This is a genomic window from Streptomyces sp. WM6378 (assembly GCF_001279695.1).
In the GTDB taxonomy this organism is placed as follows: Bacteria; Actinomycetota; Actinomycetes; order Streptomycetales; family Streptomycetaceae; genus Streptomyces.
This window is the reverse complement of record NZ_LGDD01000296.1, coordinates 88,900-105,848: the sequence shown is the minus strand read 5'-3', so window position 1 is coordinate 105,848 and position 16,949 is coordinate 88,900. Positions and strand designations below refer to the sequence as shown.

The window sequence follows — 16,949 nt, the reverse complement described above, 5'->3', positions numbered from 1 at the left end:
CGACGAGGTCGGCGCGGCGGTGACCGCCGAACTGGGAGAGCTCTACAAGCCCCGGAAGACCGTGCTGCTGTCCCAGCTGCCGACAACCAAGGTCGGCAAAGTCGACAAGAAGGCGCTACGCGCCGCGTGGGTGAACGGGGCCTGAGAGAACGGGTCCGGCCGGGACCATCCCGGCCGGACCGTCTCTTCGTGTCGCGGCTCAGTCCTCGTCCGCGCCGGACAGTGCCCGGGAGATCAGGCGGGTGGCGAAGTCCGGGTCGGCGGCGATGCGGTTGATGTGCTCCGCGAGCAGGAAGGCAGTCACTTCCAGGGAGTTCATTTCCTGATCGGTCCAGTACCCGTACTGCTTGCGCCACAGGTTGGGGCTCAGGTCGGTGCCGGCGGCGATGACCAGGCCGGCCATGGTGGGGATGGCCTCGGGGCGCACGCTCTTGGGCATCTGGCGCATCGTGGCCACGAGGGTGGGCACCACGTACTCGATGACGTCCTTGCCGTGCTCCTCGTGGGTCCTGCGGAGCCACGTCATGAACATGAAGATGAGCGTGCACACCCCGTCCAGCACGTCATCGATTCCCTCGGCGTCCAGCGACGCCGCGAAGTGGTCGGTCAGCGCCTGCTGTTCGGAGTCGGTCCCGGTCCTGCCGTTGTGGACGCCTCTGAGCCGAGAGTCGATCATCATGAGAGCTGTGCCCACATCACCGGCGGGGGCGAACTGCGGGTCGTAGGGCGATGACACGGGATCCCTCCTCAGGCGCCCGCGACGGGCGTGCGGCGCGTCCGTACAGTAGACGGACTTTCACCTCGACCCGAGTGACTCCCGACAATGCTCGCTCTTGAGGGTGAGCCTGCCGCAAAGGCTTCCGGCGCGGGCTGGTTTCTGCTCATCGGGGGGCCCGATTCCGCACCGGCCATCACCTGGCGAAGTCCGCTTCGGCGCTCCGCTGTAGCGGGGAAGTGGTCGAACGATCAAGGGGCATCCAAAGAGTGCAAGGTCACAGCCCTGGGCCCTGCTGCTCCTTTGCGGGACTGGCCTAGCATTCGAGCATGACGGTCCTGCCTGATGACGGGCTATCGCTGGCAGCCGAGTTTCCTGATGCGACACATGAGCAGTGGCAGCGCCTTGTGGAAGGCGTACTGCGCAAGTCGGGCAAGGAGCTCTCGGGTGCGGCAGCCGAAGACGCTCTGTCCACCACGTTGGAGGACGGGCTCGGTACGCGTCCCCTGTACACGGCGGACGATGCCGTACCCGATCCCGGTTTCCCCGGTTTTGCCCCCTTCGTACGGGGTGGCCGTGCCGAGGGGAGCACCACCGGTGGCTGGGACGTGCGACAGCGGCACACCGCGGTCGCGGACGGTGCGGTGCTCGCCGACCTGGAGAACGGGGTCGCCTCGCTGTGGCTCGTCGCCGGTGACGGCGGGTTCCCGGTGGAGCGCCTGCCCCAGGTCCTGGACGGCGTGTACCTCGACCTCGCGGCCGTCGTCCTGGACGCGGGGCGTCAAGTCGAGCCTGCCGCAAGGGAGTTGCTCCGCCTGTATGAGGAGCGCGGGGTCGCCAAGAAGGCGGCGCGCGGCAACCTCGGGGCGGATCCGCTGAGCCACGAGGCACGTACCGGAGAGGCGTTCGGCTTCGCACCCGTGGCCGGGCTCGCGCGGAAGTGCGCCGACGAGTACCCGGGGCTGCGCGCGCTGACCGTGGACGCCCTGCCGTACCACGAGGCCGGTGGCTCCGCCGCGCAGGAGCTGGGCTGCTCGCTCGCGACCGGTGTCGCCTACCTGCGGGAGCTGACCGAGGCGGGCCTCTCCGCCGAACAGGCCTGCGCGCAGCTGGAGTTCCGGTACGCCGCCACCGCCGACCAGTTCCTGACCATCGCCAAGCTGCGGGCCGCCCGCAGGCTCTGGGCGCGCGTCACCGAGGTCTGCGGCGCACCGGCGCCGCAGCTCCAGCACGCCGTCACCTCGCCCGTGATGATGTCGCGGCGCGACCCGTGGGTGAACATGCTGCGGACGACGGTCGCCACCCTGGCCGCCGGAGTGGGCGGCGCCGACGCCGTCACCGTGCTGCCCTTCGACCACGCGCTGGGGCTGCCGGACGCGTTCGCGCGACGCATCGCCCGCAACACCTCGTCGATCCTGGTCGAGGAGTCGCATCTGGCCCGGGTGATCGACCCGGCCGGCGGCTCCTGGTACGTGGAGCGGCTCACCGATGAGCTCGCCCACGCGGGCTGGGAGTTCTTCCAGGGGATCGAGCGGGCAGGTGGCCAAGCCGCCGCGCTGCGCTCGGGCCGCATCGGCGACGACCTGGCGAACACCTGGGCCGTACGCTCCGCGAAGCTCGCCAAGCGGCGCGAACCCATCACCGGCGTCAGCGAGTTCCCCAACCTCGCCGAGCCCCCGGTCGAACGAGTTCCCGCACCGCCGGCGCCGTCCGGAGGGCTGCCCCGGGTGCGGCGCGACGAGGCGTTCGAGGCGCTGCGCGCCCGCTCCGACGCGCACCTCGCGGCCACCGGGTCGCGGCCGCGGATCTTCCTGGCCGCCCTGGGACCGGCCGCCGCCCACACCGCGCGGGCGACCTTCGCCTCCAACCTGTTCCAGGCGGGCGGCATCGAGCCGGTCACCGGGGACGCCACCGCCGAAGCGTTCCGGGCCTCCGGCGCCACCGAGGCCTGCCTCTGCTCCAGCGACGCGCTGTACGAGGAACGGGCCGAAGCCGCTGCCGAGACCCTCGCGTCGGCCGGTGCCGCGCACGTCTTCCTCGCCGGGCGGCCCACGCAGTACAGCGGTGTCGACGACCATGTGTTCGCGGGCTGCGACGCCGTCGCCCTGCTCACCGCCACCCTCGACCGCATGGGAGTGTCCTGATGGGAATCCCCGACTTCTCCGGGGTCGACCTGGGCGTACCGCGCACCGACGGCTCCGCCGCCGAGTGGCGCACCGCCCTCAAGAAGGCAGCCGGCGGCGACGAGCCGCTCTGGGAGACGCCCGAAGGCATCACCGTCGAGCCGCTCTACACCGGGCGCGACCTGGAGGGCCTTGACTTCCTGGGCACCTACCCGGGCATCGCGCCGTACCTGCGCGGGCCCTACCCGACGATGTACGTCAACCAGCCCTGGACGATCCGGCAGTACGCCGGCTTCTCCACGGCCGAGGAGTCCAACGCCTTCTACCGGCGCAACCTCGCGGCCGGCCAGAAGGGCTTGTCCGTCGCCTTCGACCTGCCCACCCACCGCGGCTACGACAGCGACCACCCGAGGGTGACCGGTGACGTCGGCATGGCGGGCGTGGCCATCGACTCGATCTATGACATGCGGCAGCTCTTCGACGGCATCCCGCTCGACAAGATGACCGTGTCGATGACGATGAACGGCGCGGTGCTGCCCGTCCTCGCGCTCTACATCGTCGCGGCCGAGGAGCAGGGCGTACCGCCGGAGAAGCTGGCCGGGACCATTCAGAACGACATCCTCAAGGAGTTCATGGTCCGCAACACCTACATCTACCCGCCGAAGCCGTCGATGCGGATCATCTCCGACATCTTCGCCTTCACCTCGCAGCGGATGCCGCGCTACAACTCCATCTCCATCTCCGGCTACCACATCCAGGAGGCCGGGGCGACGGCAGACCTGGAGCTGGCCTACACGCTGGCCGACGGCGTGGAGTACCTGCGGGCCGGACAGGAGGCCGGCCTCGACGTCGACGCGTTCGCGCCGCGGCTGAGCTTCTTCTGGGCGATCGGCATGAACTTCTTCATGGAGATCGCCAAGATGCGGGCCGCCCGCCTGCTGTGGGCGAGGCTGGTCAAACAGTTCGACCCGAAGAACTCCAAGTCCCTTTCGCTGCGCACCCATTCGCAGACCTCCGGTTGGTCACTGACCGCGCAGGACGTCTTCAACAACGTGACCCGTACGTGTGTGGAGGCGATGGCCGCCACCCAGGGCCACACCCAGTCGCTGCACACCAACGCCCTCGACGAGGCGCTCGCGCTGCCCACCGACTTCTCGGCGCGCATCGCCCGCAACACCCAGCTGCTGATCCAGCAGGAGTCGGGAACCACCCGGGTCATCGACCCGTGGGGCGGCAGCGCGTACGTGGAGAAGCTGACGTACGACCTGGCACGACGGGCCTGGCAGCACATCGAGGAGGTCGAGGCGGCCGGCGGCATGGCGCAGGCCATCGACGCGGGCATCCCGAAGCTGCGCGTGGAGGAGGCCGCGGCCCGCACCCAGGCCCGGATCGACTCCGGCCGCCAGCCGGTCATCGGCGTGAACAAGTACCGCGTCGACAGCGACGAGCAGATCGACGTCCTCAAGGTCGACAACTCCTCGGTCCGCGTCCAGCAGATCGAGAAGCTGCGCCGGCTGCGCGCCGAGCGCGACGAGACCGCGTGCCAGGACGCCCTCGACGCCCTCACCCGGGCGGCGGGCGGCGAGGGCAACCTCCTAGAACTGGCCGTGCGCGCGGCCCGCGCCAAGGCCACCGTCGGGGAGATCTCCGACGCCCTGGAGAAGGTGTACGGGCGGCACTCCAGCCAGATCCGTACGATCTCCGGTGTGTACCGCAACGAAGCAGGCGAGTCGCCGTCCGTGGAGCGCACCCGGACCCGGGTGGACGCCTTCGAGGAGGCCGAGGGGCGGCGCCCGCGCATCCTGGTCGCCAAGATGGGCCAGGACGGGCACGACCGCGGCCAGAAGGTCATCGCCACCGCCTTCGCCGACCTCGGCTTCGACGTGGACGTCGGCCCGCTGTTCCAGACCCCGGCGGAGGTCGCGCGGCAAGCCGTCGAGGCCGACGTGCACATAGTCGGCGTGTCCTCGCTGGCGGCCGGCCACCTCACCCTCGTACCGGCGCTGCGCGAGCAACTGGCGGAGGAGGGCCGTGAGGACATCATGATCGTGGTGGGCGGGGTGATTCCTCCGCAGGACGTGCCGACCCTTCTGGAGATGGGCGCGACGGCGGTCTTCCCGCCCGGCACGGTCATCCCGGACGCGGCGTACGACCTGGTCGACAAGCTTGCCGCCGAACTCGGACACGACCTCTGAGCCCCATGGCAATCGACCTCGACACCTACGCGAAGGGCGTACTCGACGGGAAGCGGGCGCACATCGCCCGCGCCATCACCCTCGTCGAGTCCACCCGGCCCGACCACCGGACCCTGGCGCAGTCCCTGCTCACCCAACTGCTCCCGCACAGCGGGAAGGCCCGCCGGGTGGGCATCAGCGGGGTCCCCGGCGTCGGCAAGTCGACGTTCATCGACGCGCTCGGCACCATGCTGACCTCGCTCGGGCACCGGGTCGCGGTGCTGGCCGTCGACCCGTCGTCGACCCGCACCGGCGGCTCCATCCTGGGCGACAAGACGCGCATGGAACGCCTCGCCGTGGACCCGGCCGCCTTCGTACGCCCCTCACCCACCGCCGGCACGCTGGGCGGGGTCGCCAAGGCGACGCGGGAGTCCATCGTGGTGATGGAGGCGGCGGGCTACGACGTGATCCTGGTGGAGACGGTTGGCGTCGGCCAGTCGGAGACCGCGGTCGCGAACATGGTCGACACCTTTCTGCTGCTCACCCTCGCCCGTACCGGCGACCAGTTGCAGGGCATCAAGAAGGGCGTCCTGGAACTGGCCGACGTGATCGCCGTGAACAAGGCGGACGGCCCGCACGAGCGCGACGCCAAGGCGGCGGGCCGCGAACTGGCGGGCGCCCTGCGCCTGATGCACCCGGCGGACGCGGCCTGGACGCCGCCCGTACTGAGCTGCAGCGCCCGCGAGTCGACCGGCCTCGACACCGTCTGGGAACGCGTCGAGCAGCACCGCACCCTGCTCGACTCGACCGGCCGGCTCGCCGTGAAGCGCCGCGAGCAGCAGGTCGACTGGACCTGGACGATGGTCCGCGACGAACTGCTCGGCCGGCTGCACGCGGATCCCGGGGTACGGTCGCTGGCCCCCGCCCTCGAACAGCAGGTCCGCGACGGCGAGTTGACGGCCACCCTCGCCGCCGAGCGCATCCTCGGGGTGTTCGGCGGCAAGGGCCACTGAGTCGCCGACGCCGGACCGGCGTCCTGGGACACGGCCGCGTCCTTGCCGCCCGTACCTGATCGGCCCGGCTCGGTAGCATGCGGCGCATGGCCATCAAACTTGAGAACGTCGGCATCGCCGTTCGCGACCTCGAAGCAACGATCGCCTTTTTCACCGACCTCGGCCTCACGGTCGTCGGCCGTGACACGGTCAGCGGTGAGTGGACCGACACCGCCGTCGGCCTTGATGGCAATCACGCCAAAATCGCGATGCTCCAGACGCCGGACGGTCACGGTCGTCTGGAGCTCTTCGAGTACATCCATCCCGAAGCGATCGAGTCGGAGCCCACTCGTCCCAACGAGATCGGCATGCATCGCGTCGCCTTCTCGGTCGACGACATCGACAAAGCCCTTGAGGCGGCCGCAAAGCACGGGTGCCGTCCGCTTCGCGGTGTGGCGACCTATGAGGACGTGTACAAGCTCACGTACGTGCGCGGTCCCAGCGGCATCCTCGTGATGCTCGCCGAGGAGCTGAAGAAGAGCTGACGGCGGATCGGGTCAATGACCCCGGCTACCCCAGCGTGATCCAGAACTACCCCAACCGGTTCCCCGACGGTCGCCCGGCCAAGGGCACGTCCACATCGAGCACCGCGAGCAGCCCCTGGAGAGCCTGCGGGACCGCAAGGTGCGCGAGCTGCGCCGGGCAGTGGAGGAACTGGCCGCGGAGCGCGGTGCGACGCCTCGGTCGCTGGGGCGGCAGGACAAGACGGCACTGGTGCGGAAACTGCACGAGGACGGGCACTTCGACACGCGCGATGCGGCCCAGGTCATCGCGGACCTGCTCGGCGTGTCCCGGGCGACCGTCTGCAACTACGCCAGGTGAGAGGGCACTTCGTGACCACCGCAGGCTCGGCCGTCGACCCCGCGCCCGCGCCCGCACCCGCGTCCGGCTCCGGATTCGGCTCCGAATCCGAACGCCCTTCGGCCCCTCCGGAATCGGCCCGCAGGACCTGTGCCTGGGCCTCGCCCTCCTGAAGGAGATGGAGATCTCCCTGTGAACATCCCCTCGGACGCCCCCGGCCCCGACACCGCCCGGACCCTGGCCGATCCCGACACCCCCTTCGCCGTCGTCGACGTACACAAGGTGCGGCGCAACATCGAACGGCTGTCAACTCGGGCCGAGTTGCTGGCAGTTGGCCTGCGCCCCCATGTGAAGACGGCCAAGAGTCTGGACGTGGCCGCCCTCCTGGGGCACGGCGCTCCCTGCCCCATCACCGTCTCCACTCTCGCCGAGGCCGAGGCGTTCGCCGACGGTGGCTACACCGACATCACGTACGCCGTCGGCATCGACCCCCACAAACTCCCGCGCGTGGTCGCGCTGTTGCGTCGCGGAGTCACCCTGCGCACCCTGCTGGACAGCGCGGAGCAGGCGGAGTTCGTCGCCCAGGCCTCCCGCCGGGCGGCCCTTCCCATCCCCACCCAGATCGAGATCGACTGCGACGGTCACCGCGGCGGCCTCAAGCCCGACGCACCCGAGCTCGTCGAGATCGCCCGCATCCTGCACGCCGCGAGCTGTCTGGACGGAGTGCTGACCCACGCGGGGGAGTCGTACTTCGCCTACACCGCAGAGGAACTGCGACGGGCGGCGAAGAACGAACGCGACACTGCCGTCGACGCGGCGGAGCGGCTGCGTGCGGCCGGCCTGCCCGTGGCCACCGTGAGCATCGGCTCCACCCCCACGGCCCACGCGGCTGACGACCTCACCGGCGTCACCGAACTGCGGGCCGGGAACTACGTCTTCTTCGACCTGGTGATGGCCGGCATCGGCGTCTGCCGCATCGAGGACCTGGCCCTGTCGGTCGTCGTCACCGTCATCGGACACCGCCCCGAGTACGGATGGGTCATCACCGACGGCGGCTGGATGGCCATGTCCCGTGACCGTGGCACCTCCGTACAGCCGCAGGACCAGGGCTACGGCCTGGTCACCGACCTGGCCGGCAACCTGCTCCCGGAGCTGGTCATGACGGCCGCCAGCCAGGAGCACGGCACCCTCAGCCCCCGCGACGGTGCCCGCCTGCCCGACCTGCCCATCGGCACCCGCCTGCGCATCCTGCCCAACCACGCCTGCGCCACCGCCGCCCAGCACCAGAGCTACCACGTCATCGACAGCGCCCGAACGACGAACACCGCACCGGAGATCCAGGACTTCTGGAAGCGCGTGACCGGCTGGTGACCAGCGAGCGCCGTGGACCAGCCGGGGGTCAGCGCACCGGGAAGCCGAAGGTGTAGCCCTGTGACTTGAGTCGGGGCAGGAGCTTGCGCAGGGCCTCGATGGTCTGGGTACGGTCACCGCCCGCGTCGTGGAAGAGGAGCGTCGGCCCGTTGTGCAGCTCCCGTTCGGCGGTGGCGACGATGACGTCCGTACCCGGGCGCTCGAAGTCCTTGGTGTCCACGTTCCAGCCCAGCGGGCGCATGCCCCGGGACGCGGCGAGTTCGCGGCTGTACGGGGTGAAGGCTCCGCCGGGCGCCCGGTAGTACATCGGCCGGACGCCTCCCGACGCCTCGGTGATCATGCGTTCGGCGTCGAGTATCTGCTGCGACTGGTAGCTCTGGGGCTTCTTGTCCATGGCGGTGTCGTGCGACACCGAGTGGTCGCACAGCCGGTGCCCGGCCGCGACCACCTTCTTCACGAGGTCCGGGTGGGCCTTCGCCTGCGTCCCCACCATGCAGAACGTGGCCTTCACCCCGTACTCCCGCAGCACGTCAAGCGCTTTCGGGGTCCACACCGGGTCGGGGCCGTCGTCGATGGTGATGTTGACGCCGTGCGCTCCCGCGTCCGAGGAGTGCGCGATGGTGTCCGCGACCGGCTTGATGTCAGCGGCCGGCGCGTTCGCCTTGGGGGTTGAGTCGTCCGTGGTGCCCGCCTGCGCGGTCCACACCGAGGCGCCGGTGGCGAGGATCGTCACGCCGAGCGCGGCTCCGACCACTTTGCCGTACCAACCCCGCCCGCCGTTGTGCCGTGCCATGTTCGCCTCATCTCGCGCAGTCCCCCGCCGGTCCCTGGTCACCTGGCAGGACGAGGCGCGGCGGCCAGGGGATGCCTCCGTTACCGATCACGGACAATTCTGAGAGAGTTCGCGGACAACTCGCCGCGAACGGCGGCCGGATCCATGCCGGTTGGCCTGATCGTGCCGCCTGGCACTCGTGCGTAATCGCCGCGGGCGCCCGTCCCTCTGTACGCGGCGTGACGTACTGCGTGGGGCGCCCGCGATCTGCTGGGCCAGGGGCTCAGACCAGTTCGGGTTGCGGTTCCGGTCGGAGCGCCGATGCGGCCTTGGGGTTCCATGTACGGGTCGTTCGTAGGTAGCCGTAGATGACCGAGGTCATCGACAGGATGACAAGTGGTCCGAACACCCACCGATGTGTGGCCATCTGCACCGGCAGCCAGCGGTACGACACCAGGAGCGTGCCGAAGACCGCCGTGCCGTAGGCGACCAGCCGGATTCCCGAGCGGTCCCAGCCGCGGTCGAATGTGCGCAGCGCCGCCTCGACGGTGAGCGCGAACACCACGCCGGCGACCAGGTCCACGCCGTAGTGGTAGCCGAAGCCCAGCGTGGCGCTGAGCGTGGCGATCAGCCAGAAGGTCCCGGCGTAGCGCAGAAGGCGGGGGCCCTTGCGGGAGTGGATGAAGATCGCGGTGGCCCACGCCGTATGCAGGCTCGGCATGCAGTTGCGTGGGGTGATCCCGTCGTACGGCACCGGGTGCGGGACGGTGACCGGTGGCGGTGTGTGCGGCCAGAGGTTCGCCACGGCCCACTGCACGCCGCCGGTGCCGGAGGCGCCCGGGCCGTAGGCGAAGACCGGTCCGACCACCGGGAAGATCATGTAGACGGCCGGCCCGAGAAGGCCGATCACCAGGAAGGTGCGCACCAGGTGGTGGCGCGGGAAGCGGCGCTCGGCGGCCACGTTGCGCAGTTGGTACAGGGCGACGACGATCGCTGCGACCGCGAGCTGGGCGTAGATCAGGCCGAGGGTCTGGGTGCCGATCGAGCCGCTGGCGTTGAGTATGCGGCCTGCCAGCCATGACGGGTTTCCCAGTGCGTGATCGGCGGTCGCTACATACGGGTCGAGGACGGTCGGGCGGGTCTTCGACGTGATGAGCAGCCAGGTGTCGCCGGTCTTGCGGCCGGCCACGAGGAGCAGGCCCAGGCCGACGCCCTTCAGGAGCAGGGCGCGCTCACGGCCCGTGCGGCGCGTGATGGCGAAGACCGCGCAGCCCAGCATTGCCCACAACGCGCCGTTGCCGAAGAAGTGGTCCTCGGGCACTTCGGCGTCCAAAGCCCACCGCGCGAGTACGAAGACGACGTCGACGCCGATCGCCACACCAGCCGCGATGAGCCGTTGCCGCCAGGTGAGCACCACCATCATCAACGCCAGACCGCCGTACAGCGGCCCCGGTTTGGGGGCGAATATCACCTCTCGCGCCTGGTTGGTGATCGGCCCCGGTACTCCGCCGTAGCGGCGGGCGGCGATCTCCAGTGCGACGAGGAATCCGAGGGCCACCACGCCCGCCGTCGCCCACAGAATCACGCGTGGCCGAGACCACGGGGCGGACTTCATCCTGCGGCTTATTCGCGGAAATCTTTGTGAAACTGTAGGTATCAATTGTTTTGCCGATGTGTTGGATGCTGGTTGCGCCGATCACCCTTCTTGTGACACAGCGTCGTCGTGCGGTGGAGGAAGAGTGATGCGGGCGCGCATGTCGAGAGCTCGATCATGCCATCGGCGTGATTCGGGCGGCTGCGCGGGCCTCATCCGGCCTGTGGTGTGGCTCCCGCCGATAGGTGTCGTGCGCATCTCCGACTGAACGACTTTGGCTGGATTGTTCGTCTGACGAGTGTTCGGATATGGCCATACTCGGGGCTGGGCGATCCGTCCCGATCCCTCTGTCCGGAGGCCGCAGATGCCGCAGACCAGTGTTCCTGCAAGCGCCGTGCTCAACGCCTGGCTGTCGGGCGCGGAAAGCGCGTACGGCCAGCTCAACCCGGCCGGTCCGCTCTACGTCGGCGGTGCCGCCGCCGAAGCCGCGCTCACCGATTCGAGCGACTCCCTCTACGGCTTCTGCTCCAGCCCGAGCGGGTCGCACGGCAGCTGGTGTTGCTGATCGTCGCAGCGAACCACAGGGCCCTTCGTGGAACGACTTCTCACGAAGGGCCCGCCGCATGACCGACCGCCCGCCTCGCGGGCTCCTTCAGGCGCCTGACCGGCGCGAACTCGCAATGGGACGGGGACGGTTGATGGTGAGCGGATCGCTGCCGGGAACACCGGACGAGACGGAGCACTTCGCCCAGCCCGTACGCGGCATCGCCCGCCCCTGGCGGGACGAACTGGCTCGGCGCCTGGCCGAGATGCGACCCCTGGGCCGAGAGGAACGGGAGGTACTGCTGGAGGCCGGTCACACGGCCCTGCTCCGGTCGCTGCACGCGAAACTGTCCCGCCTGTTCCTGATCGAACTGCACGCGATGCGCCTGGCCGGGACGGGCGCGGATGCCGGGTTCGGCAAAGAGACATGGGACGCGTTCATCGAGCAGGCCTGCGAGGAGGGCTACCTGGCCCGGCTGGGCGGCCGGTATCCGAGCGTGGGCCCCCGGGTCGCGGCGGTGGCACGGCTCTCGGTGGTGGCGGCGGCGGACTTCGCCGAGCGACTGGCGGCGGACCGCGCGCTGCTGGGCCCGCTTCTCGGTGGACCAGCGGGTGAGGTACGGGCCGTCGAGTTCGGGGCGGGTGACTCCCACCGGGGCGGACTGACGGTGAGTCAGGTCGACTTCGCCGGCGGGACCGTGATGTACAAACCCCGGCCCTCGGAAGCCGACGTGGCGCTGGGCGAGCTCCTGGACGACCTCTTCAAGGACCTCCCCGGCGCCCCGGCAGCGGACCGGCGCATCCGCGTGCCCAGAACGCTGGCGCGTGACGGCTACGGCTGGGCCGAATTCATCCGCCACCGCTACTGCACGGACGAGACCGAACTCACCGAGTTCTACCGCAACATCGGACACTGGCTGGCCGTCCTCCGGTTCACCGGCGGGACCGACATGCATGCCGAGAACATGATCGCCGCTGGGCCCGTGCCGGTGATCGTGGACGCCGAGACGCTCTTCGACGCCCCGGCGGCCTTCCCGCCCAGCGGCCGGGGCGACGCGGTGGACGTGGCGGCGGCGGCCATCCGCCGCACCGTGCTGCGCACCGGACTGCTGCCCGTGCGCGGCACCGGCTTCGCGCTCGGCGGCGTCGACATCTCCGGGATCGGTGCCCTGCCCGGCCAGCAGCCGCTGATCCCGCACCCGGTGATCACCGACGGCGGCACCGCCACGGCCCGCTTCGAGGTGGATCTGATAGCCATGCCCGTCGCGGGCAACCACCCTGCCGCCACTCCGGTCCTGAGCACGTACTGGGACCGGGTCCTCGCCGGGTTCCGCGAGATGACCGCCCAGCTGCGCCGCCCGGGGACCGACCCGTACCGGCTGCTGCGCCGCTTCGAGGGTGTCAGGGCCCGGCGGATCCTGCGGCCGACGCAGGCGTACGTCGACATCGGCCGCATGCTGTGGCATCCGGCCTCGCTGCACGACGAGGCGGCGGCGGTCGAGCGGGCCCGGGACATCCTGCGACGCAACGCCGACGCGCTGCCCGGTGCGCCGACCGACCACCCGGCCATCGACGGCGAGATCGCGGACCTGCTGGTGGGCGACGTACCGATGTTCGGCTTCACCGTGGACGCCTCGGCCGTGCGCCGCACCGTCGAAGACTGGCGCAGCGCCGACCTGGCGCTGGAGGAGTCGGTGATCCAGGACGCGCTGGTGGGCGCGTACCTGAACGAGCGGTCGCTGCCCGCGCGGGTGCAGGCCGCCGCCCGCGATCCGCACGCCCGCGACCGGGAGCGCCGCCGTCGTGAGCTGGCCGCGCAGATGGTGCGGAGGCTGTGCGACGGGGCGGTGCGCGGCGAGGACGGAACGGTCACCTGGATCAGCCCCGTCTTCACCCCCGCCGGGTGGTCGATCAGGGTGCTGCCCGCCGACCTCTACACCGGCCAGGGCGGCGTGGCGCTCACACTGGCCGAGTACGTGTCCGAGGTGGCGGCCGGGCGGGCGGAGGACGTGCCGGGCGTGCGCGAGACGTTCGAGGGAGCGCTGCGCGTGCTGGTCAGCACCGAGGACCGGACGCCCACGCCGTCGGCCGGAGCCTTCAGCGGCGCCGCGTCACAGGTGTGGACATGGCTGGCGCTGCACCGGGTCCTCGGCGAGGACCGGCACCTGAAGCGTGCCGCCGAGCGGGCTCTGCTGCTAACGGACGGGCCGCTGGTCGAGGACGACGTGGAGGTGGATCTCCTCAACGGCGCGGCCGGCGCGGTCGTCCCCCTGCTCAATCTGGCCGGCGCGACCGGGCAGGCCCACTGGCTCGATGCCGCAGCGCGCGTCGGCCGCAGGCTGGCCGGGCTTGCCGTGACCGACGCTGTGGGCGCCCGGTGGCCGACCCGCCTCAACCCGGAGGGCATCGGCGGCTTCGCGCACGGCGCCACCGGAATCGGCTGGGCGCTGACCCGACTCGCCCTCAGCGACGCCGGCTCCGCGGCCGAACGCCGCGACTGGAGCAGCCTCGCCGAGCGCGCCTTCGCCTTCCAGGAGTCCCTCTACCGCCCTGAGGACGGCAACTGGCTCGACGTCCGAATCGGCGCGGAGGAGGACTTCTTCACCAGCTGGTGCCACGGCAGTGCGGGCATCGGCATCGGCATGCTCGACCTCCACCGCCGCACGGGCGACCCCGTGCACCTCGACATGGCCCATCGGGCCGCTGGGGCCTGCACGGCGGAGGGCTTCGGCTGGAGCCACACCCTGTGTCACGGGGATCTGGGCCTCTGGGAGTTCCTGACGTCGATGGGCTCCGGCGCCTCCGCCGACCTCGACGGCGAGATCCTCACCGGCCTCGAACAGCGCGGCCCGGTGGGCGGCCTCGCCCGGGAAGCGTTCTCGCCGAGCCTCATGTCCGGCCTGGCGGGCGTCCTCCACACCCTCCTGCGCATGCACCCCGCCGCCGACCTCCCCAACCCCCTCCTCCTCGACTGAACTCCGCACAGGGGCTGGGCGGGTGGCGTCACAGCGGGTTCTCCGGCGTCATGGTGAGTGCTCCTTGGGTGCTGGAGGCGGGCGTCCGGGCAGCCACGAGTGCGTGACGGCGAATGCCGCCACCACGAGGCGAGGAACGAGGAATGCGGCGGCCCGGCCGGGGACCTGGCAGACGTGGCCCGGACGGTGCCGCAGGGGGTGACGACCTGTTCCAGGCCGAGCCCGTGAGAATGCCTTTGCCGAACCGGCAACAAAGCTCGCCGCGCCCGCGTCGCCCGTCACATGATGGTGGCGCTGATCTTCGTACGGGCAGACCACGAACCCTGGAGAGTTGATGACGCGGACGATCACAGATGCCACGCACCGCCTGGTCCCCTCGCCGGCGGGCCGGATCCACTTGGTGGAGCAGGGCACCGGGCCGTTGGTCCTGCTCGTGCACGGCTTCCCGGAGTCCTGGTTCTCCTGGCGCCACCAGCTTCCCGCCCTGGCCGCGGCCGGGTACCGAGCGGTCGCCATCGACGTCCGAGGCTATGGACGTTCGTCCAGGCCCGGCGACGCGGCCGCGTACCGGATGCGGGAGCTGGTGGCGGACAACGCCGCGGTGGTGCACGCCCTGGGCGAGGAGTCCGCAGTGGTCGTCGGCCATGACTGGGGGGCGGCAATCGCCGCCAACTCCGTGCTGATCAGGCCGGACGTCTTCCGCGCGGTGGGGCTGCTGAGCGTGCCCTACGCGCCGCGCGGCGGGTTGAGGCCCAGCGACGTATTCGCGCGGATGGGCGGGAACGAGGAGTTCTACGTCTCCTACTTCCAGGAGCCGGGCCGTGCCGAGGCCGAGATCGAACCCGACGTGCGCGGCTGGCTCGCCGGGTTCTACGCCGCTTTCTCCGCCGACACCATGCCAGCGCCGAAGGACGCGGACCCGCACTTCGTGCCGGGCGGCGGCAGGCTGCGCGAGCGGTTCCCCGCCGGACGGCTGCCGGGCTGGCTCAGCGACGACGAACTCGACGTCTACGCCGCGGAGTTCGAACGCACCGGCATGACCGGGGCCCTGAGCCTCTACCGGAACATGGACCGGGACTGGGAAGACCTCGCCGACTTCGACGGCGCCTCCATCACCCAGCCGTCCCTGTTCATCGGTGGCGCCCTGGACGCCTCCACCACCTGGCTGGCGGACGCGATCAAGGCGTACCCCACCACCCTGCCGGGCCTGGTGTCCTCCCACGTCCTTGACGGCTGCGGCCACTGGATCCAGCAGGAGCGCCGTGACGAGGTGAACCAGTTGCTGATCAACTGGCTTGCCTCCGTGACCGGTTGAGGCGCGCCCCGGCGGCTGGACAGGCGCACATCCGCAGGCGCTTCGGCCCTGTTCCGGCGGGCAGCATCCGAGCTGGTCGGGATGCCACTGAGGGACAGGGTCGAACACTCGACCTAGATCAAATCAAGTCGATGCGGCGGGCCGGCCGGGCCGGGTGGGCCCCGGAATCGTAGATCCGGACACATCGCGCGCCCGGCCGGGACGACGGCCCCGGCGCCGCATTAGTGGATCTTGGCCCCAAAGGATCAAGCCCTGGCGCACCGAGGGCGGTCGGGCGACCCCGGGAGCACGCCCGCCAGATCGTGATCATGCCCCTGGTCAGCGGCTTTCTGTCCGGTTACTGCCGTGTGGCCGGTTCGGACGGGTGTCCTGCCGCCTGCGATTGCGTACCGTCACGAGTCCGCCACGCAGGGGAGGGTCTGAAGAGCATGGGACAAGGCAGCGCGAGGAACGATGTGGGCACCGCCTACATCAACGATGTGTTTATGCGCCACCCGCTCACCACGCGGAACCAGGAAGAGCTCGAAATCGCGGCAAAGGCTGCTGCCATCCTGCAGCGGAACCAACTCAGGAACGTACTCAAGCGAACCCCTCAGAATGGGGGAGAGCAGATCAACCCCATTGGGTTCTCCCTGAACAAGGTGCGCTACGGCGGATTTCCCGAAGATGAGGCGACCGCGCACGAGCGCGGTTGGCGCGCCTACATGAATGTCGGCGCACCGGTCGTCGAGGAGCGAGGCGACATCCAGCAGCCCCCGCCCGACATGATCTCCAAGCAGACGTACGTCAATGGAACCGACCCGATCAAAATCACCGTGACGGACACGGTCGAGTTCACGATTTCGAACACGATCAGCTGGTCGCTCCAGGGGGAGGTGAAGCTCACCTTCGGGGCGAAGACCACCGCATCGCTCCAGCAGCAGCTCCAGAAGAGCATGGAGATGAAGCAGTACCAGAAGACCACCCTGCTCAACAGCAAGGACAACCAGGGCGTCAACACGGAGTCCCAGACGGAGGCGACGAGCAACACCACCTCCACGAGTTCCGTCACCGGCACCGGGGAGCTGTGGGGGGAGCTGCTGCTCGGGATCACCGGCTCCGTCAGCGGTTCGCTGACCACCGAGTGGAAGCACCAGTCCTCGATGAGCCTGGAACTCAGCAGCCGGGTGGACGTCATGGCCACGACGCGACGTCAGATCCGCCAGTTCGACTACGAATTCCCCGTCACTTTCGGCGGCTGGGTCGCCCTTTATTATCCCGAGCCGGTGGCGGTCAAGGAGACTCCCCCGCAGGCCGCCGAACCGAAGTACTCCAAGGTCATCGTGTGGAAACTCGGCGAGCGCGACGTCGACTCCAGCCGCTTCGACCTGGCTGACGAAGGAAAGCGGTTCATGCAGAAGGGGACAGCCGAAATCGTCGCTGTCCGTACCGGAGAACACCGGGTTTTCCAGCCGGAAGTACTCGATTACGAGAACCAGAAGCAGTCCCTCTAAGAGGGTCAGGGAGGGAAGTCG

Annotated in this window: 12 protein-coding genes and 1 pseudogene; 10 read left to right on the top strand and 3 right to left on the bottom strand. The window is 70.0% G+C overall.

Features of this window, described 5'->3' with window-relative positions; genetic code table 11:
* Positions 1–199: 199 nt before the first annotated feature.
* Complete coding sequence (locus ADK54_RS25400; protein WP_053728025.1) at positions 200–736, bottom strand: hypothetical protein; 537 nt, start codon at positions 734–736, stop codon at positions 200–202.
* A 308-nt stretch (positions 737–1,044) separates the two neighbouring features.
* On the opposite strand from ADK54_RS25400, the gene ADK54_RS25395 reads away from it, so the two are divergent.
* The 6 genes and pseudogenes from ADK54_RS25395 (at position 1,045) to ADK54_RS25370 (ending at position 8,236) form a co-directional block, all read left to right on the top strand.
* Positions 1,045–2,859, top strand: a complete 1,815-nt coding sequence (locus tag ADK54_RS25395; RefSeq protein ID WP_053728024.1) for a methylmalonyl-CoA mutase subunit beta — start codon at positions 1,045–1,047, stop codon at positions 2,857–2,859.
* Positions 2,859–5,033 carry a methylmalonyl-CoA mutase gene (gene scpA, locus ADK54_RS25390; RefSeq protein WP_053728023.1) on the top strand — a complete coding sequence of 725 codons (2,175 nt, stop codon included), beginning with the start codon at positions 2,859–2,861 and terminating at the stop codon, positions 5,031–5,033. The genes ADK54_RS25395 and scpA overlap by 1 nt, the downstream gene beginning before the upstream one ends.
* A 5-nt stretch (positions 5,034–5,038) precedes the next feature.
* The gene (gene meaB / locus ADK54_RS25385) at positions 5,039–6,025 is read left to right on the top strand and encodes a methylmalonyl Co-A mutase-associated GTPase MeaB (RefSeq protein WP_053728022.1); all 987 of its coding nucleotides are present in this window, start codon (positions 5,039–5,041) and stop codon (positions 6,023–6,025) included.
* A gap of 86 nt (positions 6,026–6,111) precedes the next feature.
* Positions 6,112–6,549 carry a VOC family protein gene (locus ADK54_RS25380; RefSeq protein WP_053728031.1) on the top strand — a complete coding sequence of 146 codons (438 nt, stop codon included), beginning with the start codon at positions 6,112–6,114 and terminating at the stop codon, positions 6,547–6,549.
* Positions 6,507–6,886 (top strand): annotated as a pseudogene (locus ADK54_RS43775) (helix-turn-helix domain-containing protein); the annotation flags it as partial. The gene ADK54_RS25380 and the pseudogene ADK54_RS43775, both read left to right, overlap by 43 nt.
* A 171-nt stretch (positions 6,887–7,057) precedes the next feature.
* Positions 7,058–8,236 (top strand): DSD1 family PLP-dependent enzyme, encoded by a 1,179-nt coding sequence (locus ADK54_RS25370; RefSeq protein WP_053728020.1) that lies wholly within the window; start codon positions 7,058–7,060, stop codon positions 8,234–8,236.
* A 28-nt stretch (positions 8,237–8,264) separates the two neighbouring features.
* Here ADK54_RS25370 and ADK54_RS25365 read toward each other — a convergent pair whose 3' ends face one another.
* Positions 8,265–9,029 carry a polysaccharide deacetylase family protein gene (locus ADK54_RS25365; RefSeq protein ID WP_053728019.1) on the bottom strand — a complete coding sequence of 255 codons (765 nt, stop codon included), beginning with the start codon at positions 9,027–9,029 and terminating at the stop codon, positions 8,265–8,267.
* Between the two features lie 262 nt (positions 9,030–9,291).
* Positions 9,292–10,623 (bottom strand): phosphatase PAP2 family protein, encoded by a 1,332-nt coding sequence (locus ADK54_RS25360; protein WP_078966606.1) that lies wholly within the window; start codon positions 10,621–10,623, stop codon positions 9,292–9,294.
* A gap of 343 nt (positions 10,624–10,966) precedes the next feature.
* On the opposite strand from ADK54_RS25360, the gene ADK54_RS25355 reads away from it, so the two are divergent.
* The 4 genes from ADK54_RS25355 (at position 10,967) to ADK54_RS25340 (ending at position 16,928) form a co-directional block, all read left to right on the top strand.
* Positions 10,967–11,167, top strand: coding sequence for a DUF6229 family protein (locus ADK54_RS25355; protein WP_053728018.1), 201 nt, complete (start codon positions 10,967–10,969; stop codon positions 11,165–11,167).
* Between the two features lie 133 nt (positions 11,168–11,300).
* Complete coding sequence (locus ADK54_RS25350) at positions 11,301–14,120, top strand: type 2 lanthipeptide synthetase LanM family protein (RefSeq protein ID WP_053728017.1); 2,820 nt, start codon at positions 11,301–11,303, stop codon at positions 14,118–14,120.
* A gap of 334 nt (positions 14,121–14,454) precedes the next feature.
* Positions 14,455–15,435 (top strand): alpha/beta fold hydrolase, encoded by a 981-nt coding sequence (locus tag ADK54_RS25345; protein WP_053728016.1) that lies wholly within the window; start codon positions 14,455–14,457, stop codon positions 15,433–15,435.
* A 455-nt stretch (positions 15,436–15,890) separates the two neighbouring features.
* Positions 15,891–16,928, top strand: coding sequence for a gluconolaconase (locus tag ADK54_RS25340; protein WP_234392196.1), 1,038 nt, complete (start codon positions 15,891–15,893; stop codon positions 16,926–16,928).
* Positions 16,929–16,949 lie beyond the last annotated feature (21 nt).

Coding starts and splice junctions, on each gene's coding strand:
- ADK54_RS25365 (WP_053728019.1), bottom strand. CDS start 9,029: ATGGCACGGCACAACGGCGGGCGGGGTTGGTACGGCAAAGTGGTCGGA.
- scpA (WP_053728023.1), top strand. CDS start 2,859: ATGGGAATCCCCGACTTCTCCGGGGTCGACCTGGGCGTACCGCGCACC.
- ADK54_RS25350 (WP_053728017.1), top strand. CDS start 11,301: ATGGTGAGCGGATCGCTGCCGGGAACACCGGACGAGACGGAGCACTTC.
- ADK54_RS25345 (WP_053728016.1), top strand. CDS start 14,455: ATGACGCGGACGATCACAGATGCCACGCACCGCCTGGTCCCCTCGCCG.
- ADK54_RS25360 (WP_078966606.1), bottom strand. CDS start 10,623: ATGAAGTCCGCCCCGTGGTCTCGGCCACGCGTGATTCTGTGGGCGACG.
- meaB (WP_053728022.1), top strand. CDS start 5,039: ATGGCAATCGACCTCGACACCTACGCGAAGGGCGTACTCGACGGGAAG.
- ADK54_RS25395 (WP_053728024.1), top strand. CDS start 1,045: ATGACGGTCCTGCCTGATGACGGGCTATCGCTGGCAGCCGAGTTTCCT.
- ADK54_RS25355 (WP_053728018.1), top strand. CDS start 10,967: ATGCCGCAGACCAGTGTTCCTGCAAGCGCCGTGCTCAACGCCTGGCTG.
- ADK54_RS25380 (WP_053728031.1), top strand. CDS start 6,112: ATGGCCATCAAACTTGAGAACGTCGGCATCGCCGTTCGCGACCTCGAA.